At 40.5% G+C, this 19,699-nt stretch carries 20 protein-coding genes and 1 rRNA gene (1 of these 21 only partly in view); 2 read left to right on the top strand and 19 right to left on the bottom strand.

Going from position 1 to position 19,699, the window contains the following annotated elements:
- From NST97_RS13370 to NST97_RS13305, 14 genes are all read right to left on the bottom strand, one after another.
- Nucleotides 1–362: ribosomal RNA gene (locus NST97_RS13370) — 16S ribosomal RNA — on the bottom strand (it extends 1,192 nt beyond the left edge of the window).
- Nucleotides 363–657: 295 nt separating this feature from the next.
- Nucleotides 658–2,160 carry a lysine--tRNA ligase gene (gene lysS, locus NST97_RS13365; RefSeq protein WP_327848301.1) on the bottom strand — a complete coding sequence of 501 codons (1,503 nt, stop codon included), beginning with the start codon at nt 2,158–2,160 and terminating at the stop codon, nt 658–660.
- An 89-nt stretch (nt 2,161–2,249) separates the two neighbouring features.
- Nucleotides 2,250–3,242, bottom strand: coding sequence for a tRNA dihydrouridine synthase DusB (dusB, locus tag NST97_RS13360; RefSeq protein ID WP_063387552.1), 993 nt, complete (start codon nt 3,240–3,242; stop codon nt 2,250–2,252).
- A 15-nt stretch (nt 3,243–3,257) separates the two neighbouring features.
- Nucleotides 3,258–3,473, bottom strand: a complete 216-nt coding sequence (locus tag NST97_RS13355; RefSeq protein WP_063387553.1) for a helix-turn-helix domain-containing protein — start codon at nt 3,471–3,473, stop codon at nt 3,258–3,260.
- Nucleotides 3,425–3,952 carry a 2-amino-4-hydroxy-6-hydroxymethyldihydropteridine diphosphokinase gene (gene folK, locus NST97_RS13350; RefSeq protein WP_063387554.1) on the bottom strand — a complete coding sequence of 176 codons (528 nt, stop codon included), beginning with the start codon at nt 3,950–3,952 and terminating at the stop codon, nt 3,425–3,427. Before folK ends, NST97_RS13355 begins: the two co-directional genes overlap by 49 nt.
- Entirely contained in the window at nt 3,949–4,311 is a 363-nt protein-coding gene (folB, locus tag NST97_RS13345) for a dihydroneopterin aldolase (RefSeq protein ID WP_339199935.1), read from the bottom strand. Before folB ends, folK begins: the two co-directional genes overlap by 4 nt.
- Entirely contained in the window at nt 4,307–5,155 is an 849-nt protein-coding gene (folP, locus tag NST97_RS13340) for a dihydropteroate synthase (protein ID WP_063387555.1), read from the bottom strand. Before folP ends, folB begins: the two co-directional genes overlap by 5 nt.
- Nucleotides 5,146–6,024 (bottom strand): aminodeoxychorismate lyase, encoded by an 879-nt coding sequence (gene pabC, locus NST97_RS13335; RefSeq protein ID WP_341343342.1) that lies wholly within the window; start codon nt 6,022–6,024, stop codon nt 5,146–5,148. The genes folP and pabC overlap by 10 nt, the downstream gene beginning before the upstream one ends.
- A gap of 2 nt (nt 6,025–6,026) precedes the next feature.
- Entirely contained in the window at nt 6,027–6,614 is a 588-nt protein-coding gene (gene pabA / locus NST97_RS13330; protein WP_341343341.1) for an aminodeoxychorismate/anthranilate synthase component II, read from the bottom strand.
- Entirely contained in the window at nt 6,611–8,041 is a 1,431-nt protein-coding gene (gene pabB, locus NST97_RS13325; RefSeq protein WP_341343340.1) for an aminodeoxychorismate synthase component I, read from the bottom strand. Before pabB ends, pabA begins: the two co-directional genes overlap by 4 nt.
- A gap of 142 nt (nt 8,042–8,183) precedes the next feature.
- Nucleotides 8,184–9,113 (bottom strand): cysteine synthase A, encoded by a 930-nt coding sequence (cysK, locus tag NST97_RS13320; protein WP_066247248.1) that lies wholly within the window; start codon nt 9,111–9,113, stop codon nt 8,184–8,186.
- A gap of 85 nt (nt 9,114–9,198) precedes the next feature.
- A complete protein-coding gene (locus NST97_RS13315) occupies nt 9,199–10,080 on the bottom strand; it encodes a peptidylprolyl isomerase (RefSeq protein WP_339193766.1) in 882 nt (293 codons plus the stop codon).
- A 22-nt stretch (nt 10,081–10,102) separates the two neighbouring features.
- Nucleotides 10,103–10,987: an Hsp33 family molecular chaperone HslO gene (hslO, locus tag NST97_RS13310; RefSeq protein WP_339193764.1), complete on the bottom strand. Its 885-nt coding sequence runs from the start codon at nt 10,985–10,987 to the stop codon at nt 10,103–10,105.
- A gap of 7 nt (nt 10,988–10,994) precedes the next feature.
- Nucleotides 10,995–11,768: a type III pantothenate kinase gene (locus NST97_RS13305; RefSeq protein ID WP_063387562.1), complete on the bottom strand. Its 774-nt coding sequence runs from the start codon at nt 11,766–11,768 to the stop codon at nt 10,995–10,997.
- 232 nt (nt 11,769–12,000) lie between these two features.
- On the opposite strand from NST97_RS13305, the gene NST97_RS13300 reads away from it, so the two are divergent.
- A complete protein-coding gene (locus NST97_RS13300; protein WP_341343339.1) occupies nt 12,001–13,113 on the top strand; it encodes a transposase in 1,113 nt (370 codons plus the stop codon).
- Nucleotides 13,076–13,882: a transposase gene (locus NST97_RS13295; RefSeq protein ID WP_341343338.1), complete on the top strand. Its 807-nt coding sequence runs from the start codon at nt 13,076–13,078 to the stop codon at nt 13,880–13,882. The genes NST97_RS13300 and NST97_RS13295 overlap by 38 nt, the downstream gene beginning before the upstream one ends.
- Here the strand turns inward: NST97_RS13295 and ftsH are convergent.
- The 5 genes from ftsH to NST97_RS13270 all read right to left on the bottom strand — a co-directional run bounded on the left by ftsH (nt 13,769) and on the right by NST97_RS13270 (nt 19,645).
- Entirely contained in the window at nt 13,769–15,730 is a 1,962-nt protein-coding gene (gene ftsH / locus NST97_RS13290; RefSeq protein ID WP_341343337.1) for an ATP-dependent zinc metalloprotease FtsH, read from the bottom strand. The two genes, NST97_RS13295 and ftsH, sit on opposite strands and share 114 nt — an antisense overlap.
- 93 nt (nt 15,731–15,823) lie before the next feature.
- Nucleotides 15,824–16,366: a hypoxanthine phosphoribosyltransferase gene (hpt, locus tag NST97_RS13285; protein WP_066247237.1), complete on the bottom strand. Its 543-nt coding sequence runs from the start codon at nt 16,364–16,366 to the stop codon at nt 15,824–15,826.
- A gap of 20 nt (nt 16,367–16,386) precedes the next feature.
- Complete coding sequence (gene tilS / locus NST97_RS13280; RefSeq protein ID WP_340882442.1) at nt 16,387–17,763, bottom strand: tRNA lysidine(34) synthetase TilS; 1,377 nt, start codon at nt 17,761–17,763, stop codon at nt 16,387–16,389.
- Between the two features lie 207 nt (nt 17,764–17,970).
- The gene (locus NST97_RS13275; RefSeq protein ID WP_063387566.1) at nt 17,971–18,945 is read right to left on the bottom strand and encodes a protein kinase domain-containing protein; all 975 of its coding nucleotides are present in this window, start codon (nt 18,943–18,945) and stop codon (nt 17,971–17,973) included.
- Nucleotides 18,914–19,645 (bottom strand): vWA domain-containing protein, encoded by a 732-nt coding sequence (locus NST97_RS13270; protein ID WP_066247229.1) that lies wholly within the window; start codon nt 19,643–19,645, stop codon nt 18,914–18,916. The genes NST97_RS13275 and NST97_RS13270 overlap by 32 nt, the downstream gene beginning before the upstream one ends.
- Between the last annotated feature and the right edge of the window lie 54 nt (nt 19,646–19,699).

Below are 19,699 nucleotides of genomic sequence, written 5' to 3'. Positions count from 1 at the left end.
GCTGCCTCCCGTAGGAGTCTGGGCCGTGTCTCAGTCCCAGTGTGGCCGGTCACCCTCTCAGGTCGGCTACGCATCGTCGCCTTGGTGAGCCGTTACCTCACCAACTAGCTAATGCGCCGCGGGCCCATCCTGCAGTGACAGCTAAAAGCCGCCTTTCAACCGAAAACCATGCGGTTTTCGGTGTTATCCGGTATTAGCTCCGGTTTCCCGAAGTTATCCCAGTCTGCAGGGCAGGTTGCCCACGTGTTACTCACCCGTCCGCCGCTAACCTAAAGGAGCAAGCTCCCTTCGGTCCGCTCGACTTGCATGTATTAGGCACGCCGCCAGCGTTCGTCCTGAGCCAGGATCAAACTCTCCAAAAAAAGTTTGTCACCAAATGCTCTTTTAGAATCAACAGGCACGCTTTTCGTTTTGTTCAGTTTTCAAAGATCATGTTGAAAAAAAGACGACTTTCTTATAATAACCTTAAATTTTTACTTTGTCAACAGATTTTTTTATCATTGTATCATTGGTCATCAATAAGGACGGGTATTAATATAACACCATTTTCATAACAAATCAATAGTTTTGCATAAAAAAATTTATTTTATATAAAAAAATTATTCCATTTCCAGCAGGGAGACAAAAGGGAGACAGCCGTCTCCCTTTTGAAAATCATCATTTGTTTCTCATCTGCGGGAATAAAAGAACATCGCGAATAGACGGAGAATTGGTTAAAAGCATGACTAATCTGTCAATGCCAATGCCAAGCCCACCTGTTGGAGGCATGCCATATTCAAGAGCTTCAATGAAATCTTCGTCCATCATATGCGCCTCGTCATTTCCCTGCTCTCTTTCTTTTAATTGAGCTTCAAAGCGTTCACGTTGATCAATAGGATCGTTTAATTCCGTAAAGGCATTTGCATGCTCGCGGCCGACAATAAACAATTCAAAGCGATCTGTGAATCTTGGATCCGCTTCATTCTTTTTGGCGAGCGGAGAAATTTCAACAGGGTGACCGTAAATAAATGTCGGCTGAATTAGTTTATCCTCGACTTTTTGCTCGAAGAACTCATTGACAATATGGCCGTATTGCATATTTTCGTTAATTTCTACTCCGTGTTCTTCAGCTAATGCCCGCGCTTCTTCGGCAGATGTGACATTCCAAAAATCAACATTTGTATATTCTTTAATCGCATCTACCATGTGAAGTCTCTTCCATTTTGGTTTCAAGTCCACTTTATATTCATCGTATTGGATTGTCGTTGTACCTAATACTTCTTGTGCAATATGAGCAATCATGTTTTCTGTCAATTCCATAATATCATGGAAATCTGCATATGCCTCGTACAGTTCAAGCATGGTAAACTCGGGATTATGTCTTGTTGAAACGCCTTCGTTGCGGAAAACGCGGCCGATTTCATAAACTTTTTCTAAACCGCCGACAATCAGCCTTTTCAAATGAAGCTCAATAGCAATTCTCATGTACAAAGGCATATCCAAAGCATTATGATGAGTGATAAACGGGCGTGCTGCCGCTCCTCCAGCAATGGAGTGCATCATTGGTGTTTCTACTTCCAAATACCCGTGACTGTCTAAATAACGGCGCATGGATTGGATGATTTTGCTTCTTGTTATAAATGTGTTTTTGCTGTCAGGGTTCATAATAAGATCTAAATAGCGCTGGCGGTAGCGCTGTTCAATATCTTTAAGGCCATGGTATTTATCAGGAAGAGGGCGCAAAGCTTTCGTGAGCAGCACAAATTCCGTTGCTTTTACCGAGAGCTCGCCTACTTTTGTTTTAAAAACCGTTCCCTTCACGCCAATAAGATCACCTAAGTCAGCCATATCAAAAATTTCATACTGATCCTCGCCGACGCTGTCCTTCCGAACATAAATTTGAATTTGGCCCGACAAATCTTGGATATGGGCGAAACCTGCTTTCCCTTTTCCACGTTTTGTCATAATTCTGCCAGCTATAGAAACAAAAATATTTTTTTCCTCAAGTTCTTCCTTTGTAAACTCGCCGTACTGCTCTTTTAGTTCAATCGCCTGATGCGAGCGTTCAAATTTTTTTCCGAAAGGGTCGATTCCTTTATCTTTTAATGCATGAAGCTTTTCCCTGCGAACCTGCAATTGATCATTCAACTCTTCTTGGTTATGCAAACCTTCTTTGCTCATACGTATCCACTCCAATAATCTTAAAATTTAACATAGAAAACTGCCAGATTACTGGCAGCCGTCAAAGTATAAGAGAAAGCAGATTGTCTTTATGCGGATTGACGCTCTTTCTCTTCCACTTCACTTGCAAAACGTTCAAGAAGGGAGACCAGTTCTTCTTTTGTTTCACAGTTATTAATAGCATTTCTCACTTTTGCATTGCCTCGAATACCTTTTAAATACCAAGCGGCATGTTTACGCATCTCTCTAACAGCGATGTGCTCACCTTTTAAATTGATTAAACGTTCTAAATGCAGTTTGCATACATCAATCTTTTCTCGAACTGTCGGCTCTTCAATTAATTCTCCCGTTTCTAAATATTTAACAGTGCGATAGATCATCCATGGGTTGCCTAATGCAGCACGGCCGATCATAACCCCGTCTGCACCCGTCTCGTCCAGCATTCTCTTTGCATCTTGAGGGGTTTTGACATCCCCGTTGCCAATCACCGGAATATTCACAGCCTGCTTAACTTCTCTAATAATGTCCCAGTTGGCTTCTCCCTCATACATTTGAACACGGGTTCGTCCATGCAATGCAACAGCCTTGCCCCCTGCCCGCTCAACGGCTTGGGCATTTTCCACCGCATAAATATGTTCTTCATCCCAACCCATGCGCATTTTGACAGTTACCGGTTTTTTCACTGCATCCACAACAGCGGCAACCATGTCATAAATTTTATTGGGATCAAGAAGCCATTTTGCTCCGGCATCACATTTCGTAATTTTCGGTACAGGACAGCCCATGTTAATATCGATGATATCTGCTGTTGTATTGTTATCGACAAATTTTGCCGCTTCCACTAATGTTTCTTTTTCACCGCCAAAAATTTGCAAGCTTAATGGTTTTTCCCGTTCATCAATATAGAGCATGTCCATTGTTTTCGCATTTTTATATAAAATGGCTTTATCGCTGACCATTTCAGCACAAACTAAACCCGCTCCAAATTCTTTGACCGTCAGCCGAAAAGCCGAATTGCATACGCCGGCCATCGGAGCAAGCACAACACGGTTTTTCAATTGAATATCTCCTATTTTAAACAATTTCACCTGCCTCCTTTATTTTTCAGTATCCTCAGGCATCAGCTCGTTCACGCTTACATTCAGCTTAGCAGCAATAATCTCTACTAATTCCTTGCTGGGAAGTCTGTTGCCCCTTTCAACTTCACCAAGAACCGATACAGAAACGCCTAAGTCTTTTGCAAGGCTTTCTTGTGTATAGCCTTTTAGCTTTCTAAAAGCGCGAATCCTTCTTCCCCATTTTTCTGCTTCCATATTCGCACTCCTTTTTTATCTTTTAATTGATCTATTAAAACCAGTAAAGAACGATGCTGATTAGGCCATTGTACATCTCGATCAATTTCAAACAAAGGAATCAATACGAAAGATCGTTCAAACATTCTCGGATGAGGTATGGTAAGCTGTTCTGTTTCAATATTTTCGTTATTATATAATAAAATGTCAAGGTCTATCGTTCTAGGCCCCCATTTAACTTCCCTTGATCTTCCTAAATCATATTCGATTTTTTGCGTAAATGCCAGCAGCTCATACGGCGTGAAATTCGTCGCGATTTTAATGACCATGTTCAAAAACAATTCTTGGTCAATATAACCAACCGGATCGGTTTCATAAATAGAAGACATTTTGATAACCTCAACATCTGGATGCCTGTTCAATTGATTGATGCTTTCTTCCAAATAATATTCCCGATCGCCGATATTCGATCCTAAAGAAATATATGCATAGTTTTTCATGTTCTTCCCCTTTTGATTTCTACTGCTACAGACTTGTAATGACCCGGGATTGGCGGATCCGGCTTTACCACTTTTACTGTGCAATACAAAACAGTCGAAAACTCTTTTAACAGTTCAGATGCTAAATTTTCTGCAACGGCTTCAATAAGCTTATAGGGCTTGCCTTCCACAATTTCCTTGCAAACCGTGTACACTTTCGCATAATTCACTGTATCATCTAGTTCATCCGTTTTTCCTGCTTGCTTTAGATCCATCTCTAAAATAACATCAACTCGAAATCGCTGTCCAAGTTTATTCTCTTCAGGATAAACGCCATGATAGCCCCAAAACTCCATTCCCGTTACATAGATCTTATCAATCGTGATCGCGCCCCTTTCCGAGCATCGCATCCATCATTTTCACCATCCGCGCAATCGGTTTAACGTCATGTACCCGAACGAATTGACAGCCCTTTTGCACTCCTAAGCATACGGTAGCCGCTGTGCCTTCCATACGCTCCTCTACCGGTAGATCGAGAACTCGTCCGATAAATCTTTTTCTCGACGTACCCAGCAAAACAGGGAAACCAAGGTTTGTAAATTCCTCCAGATGACGCATGACGTAGAGATTATCTTCAAAAGTTTTGGCAAAACCGATTCCTGGATCAAGGATGATTTGTTCGTCCCGAACGCCTGCTTTTTTGGCGATCTCGACACTTTCCATTAAATCGGAAATCATGTCTTTAATCAGATCGTTATACCCTTCTTTTTCTCGATTGTGCATTAGAATGATTGGGACGTTATATTCTGCTGCCACGCGAGCGATGTCCGGCTCCTTTTTCGCCCCCCAAACATCATTGATGATGGTTGCTCCAGCTTCCACCGCTTTTTTTGCCACATTCGCTTTGTACGTATCAATGGAAATAGGAACATGAATTTCTTTTGATAATTTTTCAATGACTGGAAGAACTCTGGCCAGCTCCTCCTCTTCTGAAACGGGTTCATGGCCCGGACGGGTTGATTCACCCCCGACATCAATGATATCGGCGCCATTTTCCACCATTTCTTTTGCATGCTTTAAAGCTTTCTCGATATCATTAAATTTTCCGCCGTCCGAAAAAGAATCAGGCGTAACGTTTAATATTCCCATTACTTGGGTTTTATCTTCGTAGTGTAATTGATACGGTCCGCACTGTAATATTTTTTCTTTCTCTATTACACCCATTGTTCATCACCCACTTCGAATTCAGATCTTGTCAAAATATGCTGCCGCACCTTCTTATAAATGGTGATTAATCGATTGGTCAAAATTCCCTGTTCACCTGCAAATGCAGTCTGACCAATATGTGTAATTGGGACAATCTCCTGCAAGGAATTTGTGATAAAAGCTTCTTGTGCAGATAACAGATGATCCAATGGATACAATCCTTCTTCATAAGGAATGCGATGTTTTTCAAGGATGGTTAACACGAACTGTCTAGTAATTCCGTTTAATATTCCTGTGCTGACAGCCGGTGTATAGACGGTGTTGTTTTTTACCCAAAAAATGTTGGAAACAATCCCTTCTGCGACATATCCTGAATGTGTTAAAAATATACCTTCCGTTTTCGGATTATCTCCAATTTCTCTCTTTGCCAGCACATTATTTAAAAAATGGTGCGATTTTATGCGAAATGATCCTTCCGGCGTGTTTCGCCGAACCGAAAGAATGACCCCCTGTTTTGTCAATCTTTCCGGCAAATTTAACTCTTTTATAAAAAAGATTAACACCGGATTTTTATAAGGAGCCGCCGACAACCCCAGCTCCTCTGCACCCGCTGAAACATTTATCCGGATATATGCATTATTTAAATGATTTAATTCAAGCAGTCTTCTAATAATTTGTTCTGCTTCCGAGTAAGAAAGAGAAAAATCTATGCCAAGCTCGCGAACCGCTGCATTCAAGCGATCGATATGATCATACAGTAAAAATGGATGACCGTTATAAGTCCTTAATGTTTCAAAAGCGCCGATTCCGTATAAAAATCCATGATCGAACGGAGAAATATGCAGCTCATCCTGCTTTTTATATTCACCATTTACATATAAGTACACTTTTATACACTCTTTTCTTCCGTACGATAATAGGAAAGGAAATGCTTTAACATCAGTTTTCCATGTTCAGTCATAATTGATTCCGGATGAAACTGAACGCCTTCAACCGGCAAAGATTTATGGCGGATTCCCATAATCTCTCCGTCTTTCGTCCATGCTGAAATTTCAAAGCAATCCGGAAGCGTTTCTTTTTTGACAATTAAAGAGTGGTACCTTGTAGCGGTGAACGGGTTGTCTAAGCCGTCGAAAATAGTTTTTCCGTCATGATAAATTTGCGATGTTTTCCCGTGCATTAATTTGTCTGCGCGAACAACATCCCCACCGAACACTTGAGCTATTGATTGATGACCTAAGCATACGCCAAAAATCGGAATTTTCCCTGCGAAATACTTAATTGCCTCCATGCTGATCCCCGCCTCATTCGGCGTACACGGACCGGGAGAAATCATCAAATAGGCTGGATTGAGCCGTTCAATTTCCTCAATCGTAATTTCATCATTTCGTCTGACAACAAGCTCTTCGCCGAGCTCACCAAGGTATTGGACTAAATTGTACGTAAAAGAATCATAGTTATCAATCATTAAAATCATCTCTTCTCACCTCTAACTAACTTATTCTCATCTTCGCTCAAATCTTTTGCTTTCCATAACGCTTTTGCTTTTTTCAAACACTCTTTATATTCATATTCTGCAACAGAATCAATGACGATTCCAGCACCTGCTTGCACATAACCCCAACCGTTTTTAGCCAGTAGCGTCCGTATTACAATATTAAATTCTAAATCTCCATTAAAGCCGAGCCAGCCGATCGAACCAGTATATAACCCTCTTCTAGTCGGCTCCAGCTCTTCAATTATTTCCATTGTTCGAACCTTCGGCGCTCCCGTGATTGTGCCGCCCGGAAATACAGCACGCATAATGTCGTAAAATCCTTTTCCTTCTTGCAGCTCGCCGCGAACATTTGACACGATATGAATGACATGTGAATATTTCTCAATAGCCATCAGTTCGTTAACTTCAACACTGCCATATTTACATACCCGCCCTAGATCATTTCGTTCTAAATCTACAAGCATGATATGTTCTGCACGTTCTTTTTCATTGGTGATTAATTCCTCAGAAAGCTGGCGGTCTTCTTCATCGCTTCTTCCTCTTGATCTCGTTCCAGCAATCGGACGGGTATTCAGTACATTTCCCCTCTTTTTTATGAGCAGCTCTGGAGATCCGCTGGCAATTTGAAACTCAGGAGTATGAATATAGGCCATATATGGGGATGGGTTAATTTTCCGTAATGCTTTATAAATTTCAAACGGATGCGTCGAAAGCGGTTTTGCTTGTCTGACGGATAAGTTGACTTGAAATACATCACCGCTTGCAATATAATCCTTTACTCTTTCAACAGCTTTTTTAAACGGCTGTTCCATAAACATTATCGGCTCATGGCTGAGATCAGCTGAATTCGTATAGCTGAAAATCGTTTCCTCACTTTGCTTACACCATAAAGCTTTCATTTCTTCCAGCCGCTTTTGTGCAGCATCTTTTTCCCCATGTTTATGATACGTTATCAGCCAAAGTGTTTTTTCAGTATGATCAAAAACGGCGATATCTTGAAAAACGATAAAATAAATGTCGGGCACGTGTAAATCGTCCACAGCTATATTGGGTAATTTTTCGAAATAACGAACTGCATCATAGCTAATAAAGCCGATAGCGCCTCCTTGAAAGTCGGGAAGGGAAGGATCGCTTTCACATTTAAACTGTTTCATCCATCCTTCAAAGAGCAAGAGCGGATTTCCTTCCTTTACTTCTTTTTTGTTTCCGCTATAGATCGTAATTGCCCCGTTTTTTCCTTGTATGACGGCGAAAGGGTTTAAACCAGCTATGCTGTAGCGGCCGCCTCTTCCGCTTTCGAGAAGAGCGTAATGTTGTTGTTGTTTTGCCAGCGTTTCAAAGCGATTGAAAAATCGTTCTTTTTCAAAAGGTATTTGGACTGCCAGCAGTTTTCTCACAGATTCCATCGTTCACTCTCCTTCACCCATAAACTTATTTTACAACAAGAAAGAGAGCTTGGCATCAACAGTATTATTTTTCCCCTTCACATAAAATCCAAAAGGCTGCCGACAAATTTCGTCGACAGCCTTTAAACTATTATTCATTCTATTATTCTTCGTCAAACTTATATAATGGAGTACTTAAATATCTTTCTCCATTACTTGGGATGACTGCTAGTACCTTTTTGCCTTTTCCTAGCTCTTTCGCCACTTTCAATGCGGAGAAAATGGCAGCACCTGAAGAAATTCCGCCTAATACTCCTTCTTCTCTCGCAGCTTTTCTAGCGGTTTCAAAAGCTTGCTCAGTTGTAACAGTAATGACTTCATCATAAATCTCTGTATTTAAAATATCCGGAACAAATCCTGCTCCAATACCTTGAATTTTATGCGGACCTGGTTTTCCGCCCGATAATACAGGTGAATCAGCCGGCTCAACAGCATAAATTTTTATGTTTGGATATTTTTCTCTTAATACTTGACCAGCACCAGTAATCGTACCCCCAGTACCGATTCCGGCGACAAATGCATCCAATTGATCGCCCATTTGCTCAACGATTTCCGGACCAGTTGTTAAACGGTGAATTTCTACATTTGCACGGTTTTTAAATTGCTGCGGCATGAAATAGCCGTGTTTTTCCGCAAGCTCTTCTGCTTTTTTAATAGCCCCTTTCATGCCTTCTGGACCAGGAGTTAAAACAAGCTCTGCTCCATATGCACGCAATAAATTGCGGCGCTCTAAACTCATTGTTTCTGGCATAACTAAAATAGCATGTAAACCTTTTGCAGCTGCCACCATTGCTAAACCGATCCCTGTGTTTCCGCTTGTCGGTTCGATAATTGTGTCTCCTGGTTTTAGTTTGCCTTCTTTTTCTGCCGCTTCAATCATTGCTAATGCAATACGGTCCTTTACACTTGATCCAGGGTTAAAAAATTCAAGCTTTAAATAAACGTCTGCACTGTCCTCTTCTACAATTTTTCCTAATTTTACAACAGGAGTCTTTCCAATTAGATCTAATATAGAGTTTGCAACAACTGCCATCTTATACACCTCTATTTCCGAGTAATTATATTGGTTTTATTGAAAATAATATACCAATAAATTTATGAATTGTCAATCTTTTTCTTCATTTTTCATAAAACCATGTTACGCCGATGTCATCCCACAACTGCTTTGCTGATACATTTCCTTCCATCTGTTCCAAAGCGATTTGCCTGCGAATCTGATCCTTTACTTCGTCAAACTCCAGCTGTTCTCCTTTTATTTTCTCATGCAAAAATATAATCGCATATCCTCTTTCCAGCGGTATTGGGTCCGACCACTCATTGACCTTCATTGTTTTAGCTTGTTCAATATATTCCGGCGGTACATCGCTGGAACCTTCGGAAACATAACCGAGGTCTCCGCCTTCCTTCGCCGTCAACTGATCCTTGGACCGTTCAGCTGCAATCCCTTCAAAGCTTGATCCGCCTTTTAATTCATTTATAATTTGTTGGACTTCTTTTTTTGAATCAACCACGATATGGGAAAGATGATACGTGTCATTCATAATATATTGATGTTTATTTTCTTCATAAAATTTCTTCAATTCATTCTCATTAATGTTGACATCTTTCGTTAAAAGCTCTTCTAATAAAATACTATAGCGAATTTGTTTTCTCAGTTCTTTGTCGTTAAGCACGCTATCGCCGTATGATTGAGACGATATTTTATACATTTGTATTTCACGTTCAACTGTTTTTTCATCTACATCAATATGATTCTTTTTTGCAAGCTCGTCCACAACTTGAATATTGATCATTTCCTCAAGTGTTGTTTTCCCAAATCGTTTTTCCAGTTCATTTAACCATTCCTGCCTCGTAATGCGGCTATCGCCGATTTTGGCAACAATTTCATCATTTTTCTCTTTTTGCGCTTCTCTTGTATAAGCACTTACCAAAAAGGCAATCGTCACGCAGTTTGTTAATACAAGACTGCAAATTATGACCAAAAGCGCTTTTTTACTCATTCCTCCAGCTCCCTGCCATAATCTATTTTCTAGATGCCGCTTCTTTTAATTCCTGCAACTCTTCTTTTGAAAACACATATACCTCATTACAGAAATGGCATTGAGCTTCAGCTTTTTCATCCTCATCGATGATTTGTTGAATTTCCTCTTCTCCCAGGCTAATAATGGCATTTGCAAACCTATCTTTAGAACAGCTGCAGTGGAAGCTGACAGGCATGCAATCGATCACTTTCATATTCCCTTCGCCTAGGACACCTTCCAATATTTCTTCAGGAGTCAGCCCTTTTTGAATTTGCTTAGAGATCGGCTCTATTGTTTGTAACCGCGTCTCAATTTCCGTAATGATTGATTCTTCAGTTCCCGGCATAAGCTGAATAATAAATCCGCCAGCAGCCAGAACAGAGTTATCAGGATTGACTAAAACTCCCACTCCTACTGAAGACGGGACTTGCTCTGACGTCACTAAATAATAGGCAAAATCTTCTCCCAGCTCCCCGGAAATAATAGGGACTTTACCGGAAAAATGCTCCCTTAATCCTAAATCCTTAACAATCGACAATGTACCGTTTTTCCCGACTGCGCGGGCTACATCCAGTTTTCCATGTTTATTTAATTCAAAATGGGTCTTAGGATTGGATACATAACCTCTCACTTGACCTTTTGAATTACTGTCAATAACAATGGCTCCTATTGGACCGCCGCCTTCTATTTTTATCGTCAGCTTCTCATCACCTTTCAGCATCGAACTCATCATCACGCCGGCTGTCATTGCTCTTCCAAGAGCAGCGGTAGCAGTCGGCCATGTTTGGTGGCGGCGTTGAGCTTCACTCACTGTATCAGTCGTCTTCACTGCATATGCACGCACTCCTCCGTCATAGGCCAAAGATTTGACTAAATAATCGTTCATTTGTTTCCTACTCCCTTCCGAGATTTCGTTCGTAAATTAACCGCAAGCCTGTTAATGTTAACAATGGATCAACGATTTCGATCATGTCAGATTCATTGGCGATTAACCCAGCTAGACCGCCTGTTGCAATAACTTTCGGTTCTTTTTTAGCTTGCGCTTTCATCCTTCTGACAATTCCTTCTACTTGGCCAACATAGCCGAATAAAATTCCTGATTGCATGGCGGCTACTGTATTTTTCCCAATAATATGATCGGGTTTGGCGATTTCGATTCTAGGAAGCTTCGCGGCTTTTGAGTATAAAGCTTCGGTGGAAATGTTAATCCCTGGTGCAATGGCACCGCCTTCATATTGTCCTTTTTCATTAATGTAGCAATAAGTTGTTGCTGTGCCGAAATCAACAATAATAAGCGGACAGCCATATAAATGAACACCGGCAACTGCATTGACGATCCTGTCCGCCCCAACTTCACGCGGATTATCATACTTTATATTAAGGCCTGTTTTAATTCCTGGGCCGACAATAAGCGGATCTACATGAAAATATTTCTCGCACATTTTTTCCATGGCATACATAATCGGTGGAACGACAGAAGAAATAATGATTCCCGTTATGTCTGAAAATTTTAATCCTACGTATTCAAACAATGATTTAAACATCATTCCGTATTCATCTTCGGTTTTATGTCGATTGGTTTCAATTCGCCAATGGTAAAGCAATTGTTCTTTTTCGTATACTCCAATCACGGTGTTTGTATTCCCAACATCTAAAGCTAAAATCATGTCCATCACCTTTTCCCTTCGTTCAAACATTCCCTCATCATCATATCACATATTGATCGCAGTAGGCTGCTATCGGGCACGAAGGCAATAGAAAAGGGGCTGTCCAAAAAGTCAGGGTAACTGACTTTTTGGAGCCCCTCATTTTTTCACTTTTTAAAAAAAATGCACAAAAAAATCGTCCTTTCTAGTAAAATGAAGTTACCACACAACATTACAGAAAGGACGATTTTTTATGAGCAATCAAATGATTACTCGTGAAAATTATAACACACAAATGACACTTCCTCTAGATGGAAAAGAAGAAAAAACTCCTGCCAAAAGAAATTTAGCCCCTACTTTCAAACCATATAACAACCGTCAAGTTCAAATGATTTATGATATTGAATCTCTCATACCCGAACATCACGTGGCACGTGTCGTGGACGAAATGGTGGAGGCGATACCAGATAAACAATTGTTTTCTCATTATAAAGGCGGCGGCAGAAGTTCCTATCATCCCAAAATGATGCTGAAAATCATTCTGTATGCTTATTCTCAAAAGGTTTATTCCTGCCGAGGAATCGAAAAACTCGTTAAAGAAAATATTCCTGCCATGTGGCTTTCAGCGATGCAACAACCAGATTTTCGCACCATTAATGAGTTCCGAGGGGAACGGATGAAAGCTTTCATGGATGAGCTCTTTGAAGTCATGATTCTCAAATTGATAAAAGAACATTACATCACGATGGAAAACTACTTTTTGGATGGCACTAAGATCGAAGCCAATGCCAATAAGTATTCTTTTGTGTGGAAAAAATCCACTTTGAAATTCGAAGAGAAATTAAAAGAAAAAATCCAAGAAACACTAAAGCACATTCATGAATTAACCCAATTAGAAGCCGGAACAGGGCAAAAGGAAAGCGATCAACATACAGAGATCACCGAACAAAACATGGAGGAAACCGCAAAAGAAATAGAAGAAAAAGTTGAAACGCTAACGGAAGAAATCGAAAAGGAGACCGATACATCCATTCGGAAAGAGAAGCGAAAAAAACGCAGTCAATTAAAGAAATCGGTGAAACAAATTCGGGAAGATTTCCTGCCCCGAATGGCAAGATACAAAGAACAAAAGGAAATGTTCGGTGACCGTAACAGCTACTCGAAAACAGACAAAGACGCAACCTTCATGCGCATGAAAGAAGACCATATGAAAAACGGTCAGCTCAAGCCCGGATACAACGTGCAAATGGGGACAGAGAATCAGTTTATCTTCCGATACACGTTGCTTTATCCCACATATGGAGAAGCTAGCCTCCAGTTCATTACCGATGCCCCAAACAGTTATTGCGGATGCAGGCTATGGTAGTGAAGAAAACTATGTATATGCAGTTGGTGATGAGAAAGAGCCCCGTTTTGAGTTTCTAATTCCTTATGGGAGCTATGTAAAAGAACAAACACGTACATACAAAAAAGACATTAAAAATGCCAAAAACTGGACCTATTGTGAAGAGGATGATTGTTTTATTTGCCCGAATGGAAGGAGAGTAACGTTTAAAAAATACCAAAACAAAAAGAATCCATCTGGCTATGAACAAAGCTTCAAAATATACGAATGTGAAGATTGTACCGATTGCCCATTGAAAGCGAAATGCACAAAAGCGAAGGGAAATCGTCAAGTTCACTGGAATCCCATCTTCGAAGAAATGAAAGCAAAGGCCAAAACAGCCCTTGAATGTGAAGAGAAAGCCGCCATCTACGCTCGACGCAAAGTCGAGGCAGAAAGTGTGTTCGGTCACATCAAGGGCAATCGGTCGTTCCGCAGATTTTCTTTGCGGGGCCTCGACAAGGTACATGTTGAGTTTGGGATTGTGGCATTAGCCCACAACATACTGAAAGTAGCCGGTATCCGCCAGCTACTTTCAGATAAAAATCGAAAAAATATAAAAGCAAGTGGAGAGAAACGAATTGTTTTTCTCCACTTGCTTCATTTTAGGGACTTATCGGACAGCCCCCTTTATTACTTATTCTTCTTTAAGCTCCGGTTTGATAGAGGGAGCCTCATCTTTCTTTGTCTGAATATTGACTTTTACAGCTTCATCTTTTTGGGTGTTCTCTTCTTTTTTCACATTTTCTGAAGCTGCTTTTTGTTCAGACTTATCAGGCAATGAACCGTGTTCCACCAGATGTTTAATTTGTTCTGCATCAAGTGTTTCCACTTCTAATAACGTTTTTGCAATTAGTTCAAGTTTATCGCGATTTTCTGTCAAAATTCGTTTTGCTTTTTCATAACATTCTTTAATGATGCGCTGAATTTCTAAGTCGATTTCATAGGCAATCGCATCACTATAATTTTGCTCACTTTGGATGTCACGCCCTAAAAAGACCTGGCCTTGAGAGCTTCCAAATTGCAATGGACCCAATTTTTCTGACATTCCAAATTCTGTAACCATTCTGCGCGCAATATTTGTCGCACGCTGGAAGTCGTTGTGGGCACCGGTGCTAACTTCACCGAAAACAATTTCTTCCGCAACCCGACCGCCAAGCAATCCTGTTATTTTGTCAAGGAGCTCAGGTTTTGTCATGAAATAGCGGTCTTCTTTTGGCAGCATGACAGCATATCCTCCAGCTTGACCCCGAGGAACAATCGTTACTTTATGCACCATTTCCGCCTCATCTAAAACGAGACCGATAACGGTATGTCCGCCTTCATGATAGGCAACAATACGGCGCTCCTTTTCCGAAATAACCCTGCTTTTTTTCGCAGGTCCTGCAATTACACGATCGGTTGCCTCATCTATATCCGTCATATCAATTTTCTTTTTATTTTGGCGAGCAGCAACGAGAGCAGCCTCATTCAATAGGTTTTCCAGGTCAGCTCCAGAAAAGCCCGGCGTTCTCATCGCAATGTTCCGCAAATTCACCGATTCATCCAACGGTTTATTGCGTGCATGTACTTTGAGCACTGCTTCGCGCCCCTTCACATCCGGACGATCAACCGTAATTTGACGGTCAAATCGACCAGGACGGAGAAGGGCTGGGTCTAAAATATCCGGACGGTTTGTCGCCGCAATAATAATGATTCCTTCGTTGGAGCTAAATCCATCCATCTCAACGAGAAGCTGATTTAACGTTTGTTCACGTTCATCGTGACCGCCGCCTAATCCCGCTCCTCTTTGGCGTCCAACAGCATCAATTTCATCAATAAAAATGATACATGGGGCATTTTTCTTAGCCGTCTCAAACAAATCCCGAACACGAGAAGCACCTACACCGACAAACATCTCAACAAAATCAGATCCGCTTATGGAGAAAAACGGCACACCTGCTTCTCCAGCCACCGCGCGGGCCAGCAATGTTTTACCAGTTCCCGGAGGGCCTACTAAAAGGACTCCTTTCGGTATGCGCGCTCCAAGTTCAGAAAACTTGCGGGGATCCTTTAAAAATTCAACAACTTCCACTAGTTCAGCCTTTTCCTCATCGGCTCCTGCAACATCTTTAAATTTTACTTTTTTCTTGTCGTCGTTATACAGCTTTGCCTTGCTCTTCCCGAAGTTCATAACTCGGCTTCCGCCGCCTTGAGCCTGATTGAGCACAAAGAAGAACAAAATAAAGATTATAATAAATGGGATGAGGGATGTGAAAAATTGCACCCATCCGTTTGTATCATCTGCTGGGGACCATTTAACTTCCGTTTGATTTTTTGAAGCAGCAGTATTGATGAGGTTTAATGCGTCATCGCCTGATAAATAGGTGATAAAGTATTGATTTTCTTCATATCCCTTCAGCTGTCCTCTGACTTCATATACTCCTCTTACTGGTTTTAACGTTATATTTTCAACATCTCCGTTTTCCAAATTGGAGATGAAGGTACTATATGTCATTTGTTCAGTTTTTTGGTTACCGCCCTGAAAAAAATTCACAACGCCGATAACCACTAAAAAAATCAGCAAATAAAATATGGTGTTTCGGAAAATCCGATTCATTCCTTACCTCCTCCCACAATGAAACAAACTATATTCAATAGTATCATAGAAAATCATCCCAGCACAACTGATACGCTATCCTTTCAACGATCATTATTTATTTTGATAAACTTCAGGCTTTAATATCCCTATAAACGGAAGATTGCGGTATTTTTCCGCATAGTCCAGACCATAACCGACAACGAACGCATCCGGAACTTCAAAACATACATAATCTGCCTCAATATTTGCCTTTCGCCCGCTCGGTTTGTCCAATAGGGTTACAATTTTAACGGATGCTGCTTTCCGGTACCGGAAAAGATCGACTAAATAGCTTAATGTCAATCCGCTATCGATTATATCTTCAATGATTAAAAGATCCCGGCCTTCGACGGAAGTGTCTAAATCCTTAATTATTTTCACCTCACCCGATGAAACGGTTTTGTTTCCATAACTGGAAACGTCCATAAAATCAATTTCCAAATATGTATTAATATGCTTTATTAAATCCGCCATAAACGGCATAGCGCCTTTTAAAACCCCGATAGCGAGGGGAAACTTATTTTTATATTCCTCCGTTAATATCGCCCCTAATTCTTTCACTTTTTCTTTGATTTCTTCTTCTGAAATTAAGACTTTTTCAATATCCTCGATCATTTTCTTTCCTCCTGATGAGATCACTGCTCTTTATATTGTAATACAATATAAGATTCATTGGTAATGCTAATTTCCTCTAAATTTGATTTTTTTACAAGCGGAATCCATATGATTTGGCCGTTGCCATTTTCAACGATTGGGAGAAGGTTGCGCTCTTCCCTCGGTATTTTTTTATCAATAAAAATATCTTTTACCTTTTTCGTGCCGTTCATGCCTTTAATTGTCATTTTGTCTCCTTTTTTTCTGCTCCGAATAATTAAAGGCGGAACGTACCATTTTTTTGGAAGATAGAAAACGTCATCACCTTTATACGAAGGAATCCCAAAAAAGGTTTCAGTAAAAAATATTTTTCCGTTCGGCAAATGTATTTTTCCCGGTACCGGTACCGTGTAGCAGAAAGATTCACTATTTGGAGATTGAAACGTAAAGGTGCATTCATCATAAGATTTTATGACTTTGAGCCCCATAGGCAAATGAAGCATCCCCGAAGGGTGCGCTTTCATCAAAAATCCGTTTACATTTTCAATATGAACAGCCGAGAAGGAGCCGCTTTTTATCAGATCATTCAATATTTGATAAACCGCTCTCCTTTTGATCGGATCAGGAAGCTTTTTATATTCTTGTTTATGAATAGTAACGGAAGAATTCGTTTTTCTTATCACTACTTTATTTAATTTTTCCTTCGTTAATTCCTCCAAAAATCGCTCATCATCCAAAAAGACCTCACTGAAATATTGAAAATGTTCATGCAGCCTTTTGTTCTCCTTTTTCAAAAACGGCAAAACATATTTGCGAAACCTGTTCCGTGTATACGTATCTTTTTCATTGCTTGGATCAAATCGGGGCGCCAGCTGAAATTCTTCACAATACTTTAAAATTTCATCCTTTGTTGCGGCTAAAAAGGGGCGTATGATTCTCCCTCTGCCGAAAGGCCGTATGACAGGAATTCCCGCTAGTCCCTTCCCTATTGTTCCGCGAACAAGATTCATTAAAATCGTTTCAATTTGGTCATCTCCATGATGAGCTAGAGCCAAAGCATCCGCCTGAAGCTGATCCATCAACTCTAAGAAAAATTGGTAGCGGCATTCTCTAGCAGCCTGCTGGGCATTCAACCGGTGTTTCTCAGCATAACGGGCCGCATTGATTTGCTTAGCGTAACAAGGTATGTTTAATTCCCGGCAAAAATTGATGACAAATTCCATCTCTTTTTGTGATTCTATGCCTCGGAACATATGATCAACATGTGCTGCTATAACAGTGATGCCATATTGATCTTTAAATGTATTTAAAAAATGTAGAAGTGCCAGTGAATCCGGGCCGCCGGACACACCTACTATGACCGTACTATTTTTTTGGAGCAATTGATGTTTTTCAATAAACGCACATACATTTTGAATCAAAGACCGTCACATCCAATATTTCTCTAGTTATCTTTATCCTATCATTATTTGCCTGCCTTCTGCAAAGACAAAGCCTTTTGCATTTTACTGTTATTTTCCTAAAAGGGAAGCAGTTCAGATCGGACATTTTTTGAAATAGTCGGGGCACTCGCGGAAGCATGAGAAGGGGGAAAAGCACTGCCGCTTTAAACAAGCAGCAGCCATTTACAGAAGTGTCGCAAAAATATATAAAGAATATAGAAATGCCAGGCAAACCATGATCACCAATGTTTCGATCAGCCCTTTGCTTTTCTTTTTCTTTCTTTTTCGATTGTTAGCTGTCCTTTTCGGTTTAGATTGTGCTTGTACATTTCTCTTTCTTTGCAAATTAGCGTTTGAAACATGATGCAAAAGATCCTGCTTCATTTCCAAAGCGGATGAATAGGAGCCAAATAAAGCTTTCGTCAACACTTGTTTTCTTTCGTTTAAAAAAGGATGGGAGTTAATGATTTGCATCAATTGCTCCTTACTGTTTCCTTTTTTTGAAAAGCGTTTTTGAAAAACAGCATTGATAATAATCATACCGACTGCAAAAAGATCATATTTCGGTTCAGCTTTTCTCGTCCCCAATTCCCAGTATCCCCTGTCAAAAAACTCTGTAAATTCTTTAATGGATCTTCCGTTTATCGTTGTGCCACCTACATCAATACAGCGAATTTTGGGAGGAGGTCCTGTAACAATTAGATTGTCAGGCTTTAAATCACCAAAAACCCAGCCTGACTGATGAAGCTCCTCCAAATTGGACAAAAGCTGCAAGATTAGCACGTCAATCCAAATCGCACCATTATTTTTAATAAACTGGATAAAATGTTCACCTTTAACATACTCCATAACATAAAACGGAAGCATCTTTCCGCTAGCTGTGTTAAACCAATCGTCCACATCGATCAAAGAAGGCCCAAGGCACGAACCTTGGACCTTGGCCAGTCTCTTTAACACGTTTACTTCTGAAGTGATTCCCATGCTATTTTCACTTATTTTTAATGCTGCATACCCTTTACTGGATTCAATAAGGTAAACCGACCCTGTTGCTCCGCACCCCAGCATTTTTAATATCCGATACGTGTTTCCATGCCATTTTCCTTTAATAATGGTACCGGGAAGAACTTTACATGCTTTGTTCATCGAGGTATTCATCATCGAGCATTCCCCTCAATGAGCGTTTTTGTTTAAAATGTTGTATAGCTCCTTTTATCGCCGGACCAGTTGGTGTCAATCCTTCTGTCGTTAATTTCGGAAAAATGGTTGATAAAGAATCCAGTTTCGGAGTCCAATCCAATAAAATTTCTGTTTCTGATCTTTTCCCAGGAAATATAAACAGCGAATATTGATTATTGCCTATTCTTGAATTTAGGCTAATGGATAAATCAAAAAGCGCTTCTTTTACCGTTGGAAGCTTTGGCCCCATGCTTGCACTCGTATCTACGAGAATTAAAATTTCTAAATTGACCGTTTCACCAAGCTCTTCCACAACCTCCATAACTTCACCACGCTGTTCAGGCGGCAGCTCTTCAATAGAAGTTGATTTTCCTAAAATATGCTTTAATTCACGATTAACAACTCCCTGCAATGTTTGCGTCATCGCTTTTCTAGTGACCATCTGTACTGTTTGTGAAAGCTGATGGGCATAAACTACCTGGCTCACTCCTCCCCCTGCCTCAGCAATTCCTTCTATTTCCTGCATTGCATCTTGATCTATCACATTCTCTTCTAAAATCCCAATTACGTTGACAGTAATCCCATGCTCCTTAGCTAAAGCCGCCATAGCAATTGGATCTTCACCATGATTTGAGCATCCGTCAGTTAACAACAAAATTTGTTTTAATGTTCCTTTTCTCATTTTTCCTCCTCCTGGTCAATGATTTATTACCATCCTCACCAGAAGGAAAACGTT

Source organism: Aeribacillus sp. FSL K6-1305 (genome assembly GCF_038050115.1).
Taxonomy (GTDB): Bacteria; Bacillota; Bacilli; order Bacillales; family Aeribacillaceae; genus Aeribacillus; species Aeribacillus composti.
This window is presented reverse-complemented; position numbering and strand designations above follow the sequence as displayed.